Origin of the sequence: Microcystis sp. M53598_WE2 (assembly GCF_030067735.1) — a bacterium.
In the GTDB taxonomy this organism is placed as follows: Bacteria; Cyanobacteriota; Cyanobacteriia; order Cyanobacteriales; family Microcystaceae; genus Microcystis; species Microcystis aeruginosa.
The window spans coordinates 1-2,436 of the sequence record NZ_JASJFE010000185.1; the positions used below are offsets into that span (position 1 = coordinate 1).

The following is a 2,436-nucleotide window of genomic DNA, read 5'->3' on the forward strand; positions in this document are numbered from 1 at the left end:
GGGCAGAATTTTAGGAGAATTGCGGGATTTAGATGTGTTAAAATCGGCTTTTGTCGGTCATTATCAGCCAATTTTACCCCCGAAAGAACAGGATTTACTGAAGAAAGTTTTACAAGTTCTCGAACACCGAAGGGAGAAGGCTTTTGCTAAGGTAGAAAAACTCTTAAAGTCCGATAAATTTCTCAATTTTAAGGCAGATTTTGCCAGTTGGTTGGATAATCCCACCTATCAACCGATGGGAAAATTAGATATTGCCACAGTTTTACCAGACTTATTATTACCGCAAGCGAGTCGCTTTTTACTCCATGAAGGCTGGTTAGTTGGGGTAAATTTAGAGGACTATAAAAGATTACGAGAGTTTTCTAGTCAAGAAATTGATGACTTATTGGAAAAAGAAGGATTATTACTGCACGATCTCCGTAAAGAAGCCAAGCGTTCCCGCTATAATATGGAGTTATTCACTCAGTTTTATGGCGACAAATATCAAGAGTACCTAGAAGATATTAAAAACCTTCAAGGTATTCTCGGAGAAATGCAGGATTGTTGTGTTCTCTCGGATTTTCTTAGCCAAATTTTCCCCAATTGTCTTGCCAAGGAAATGCCCACCTTACTAGAAATTTTCCAAAATATCCGTCACCAAAAATGGCAAGAATGGCAACCGCTACAAAAGAAATTCCTTGACGCTGACACCAGAAAAAGTCTGCACCAGACAATTTTACAGCCTATTTTTCGGCCAAATAGTGTAAAATTAGAAACTAATCCAGAATCCTGAGATTAGAACCGATGAATTTTTTTCAAAAGTTAAACCACGCCATTAGTCAAAACCAGACTCTACTTGTCCTCGGTTTAGATGCTAACCCCGAAATGATGCCCTCCACCCCGGGAGAATTAATTGTTAATTTAGAACAGTGGCTCAAGTTTATTATCGATGAAACCGCCCCTTTTGTCTGTGCCTACAAACCAACTTTAGGCTTTTATCAAGCTTTGGGATCAGCGGGATTAGAATTATTACAGCGAATTTTAACGGCAATTCCCCCTCATATCCCAGTAATTTTGGATGCTAAACACGGCGATATTAATACTAGCAGTGTTTTAGCCGAGACTATCTTTAAAACTTGGCAGGTGGACGCGGTTACTCTCAATCCCTACTCCGGACAGGATCACGTTGCTCCTTTTTTAGTTTACCCCGAGCATGGCGCTTTTATCCTCTGTCATACTTCCAATCAAGGCGCGATTAATCTGCAAGAATTTCCCAGTTGCGACAATCCTTTTTATCTGCAAGTTGTCAAAGAAGCTTGTACTTGGGGAACTCCCGAACAGGTGTTTTTAGAAGTGGGAACCACTCAACCGGAGATTTTGAAAAAGATTCGCAATTTTGCCCCCGAAAGATTGATTTTATTACGCAGTATTTGGGAAGAAAAAAGTAAATTCTCCGAGTTAATTACTGTGGGTTTAAATAGTCATGGCGAGGGTTTATTAATTCCTGTACCCCAAGACTTTTTATCTCAACCCGATTTGGGAACAAAAGTCAAGGATTTACGAGAGGAAGTCAACAAAATTCAACAAAATCACCAGCAAGAATCAAGCCAAGATGAGACTTGGACTGCTAACGTTTGTCTTTTAAAACAACATCCTCATCAGGATTTAATTCTACAATTATTTGATATTGGTTGCTTGCTGTTTGGCGATTATGTACAAGCATCGGGAGAAACTTTTTCCTATTATATCGATCTGAGAAAAATTATCTCTAATCCTAATATTTTTCAGCAGGTAATTGAAGCCTATGGAGAAATATTAAAAACCTTGACATTTGACCGCATTGCTGGTATCCCCTACGGTTCTTTACCCACAGCTACCGGTTTATCTTTATTATTAAATCATCCGATGATTTTCCCCCGCAAAGAAGTAAAAGCTCACGGCACAAGAAGAGTAATCGAAGGTAATTTTCAAGTGGGGGAAACGGTGGTAGTGGTGGACGATATTTTAATTTCTGGCAAAAGCGCGATCGAGGGGGCAGCAAAGATTAAATCGGCGGGATTATTAGTTAATGATATTGTGGTTTTTATCGACCATGGTGGCCCCGTTAAAGATAAACTTCGTAGCCATGGTTATCAAGCTTATTCGGTTTTAACCCTAGCAGAAATTACCGATACTCTCTACGAAGCGGGAAGACTGACAGAAGCAGAATATAGCTGTTTTTTAAATCGCTCCCATTGATATTTAGGGTTTGCGGCAAAAAGTTTTTCTTGGGGGCAGGGTGTGGGGTGTGGGGTGTGGGGTGTGGGGTTTTATCGATTTTCAGCTGGTCAACTACCTAATTTTCAGGGAAAAAGTCCCTGAATTTTCCCCCCGATCCCCGCAATGGCTGGCACTTTTTGAGGGGAAAAAAGTCCAAAAGTCTTATCCAACAAGGTTTTTAGATTTATTCAGCAGACC

General features: G+C 40.1%; 2 protein-coding genes. Both read left to right on the forward strand.

Features of this window, described 5'->3' with window-relative positions; translation table 11 throughout:
- Positions 1-772: CHAD domain-containing protein (locus PX636_RS03995; RefSeq protein WP_288116285.1), on the forward strand; the 772-nt coding region annotated here is incomplete at its 5' end.
- A gap of 11 nt (positions 773-783) precedes the next feature.
- Complete coding sequence (locus PX636_RS04000; protein WP_288116286.1) at positions 784-2,217, forward strand: bifunctional orotidine-5'-phosphate decarboxylase/orotate phosphoribosyltransferase; 1,434 nt, start codon at positions 784-786, stop codon at positions 2,215-2,217.
- Positions 2,218-2,436 lie beyond the last annotated feature (219 nt).

Coding starts and splice junctions, on each gene's coding strand:
- PX636_RS04000 (WP_288116286.1), top strand. CDS start 784: ATGAATTTTTTTCAAAAGTTAAACCACGCCATTAGTCAAAACCAGACT.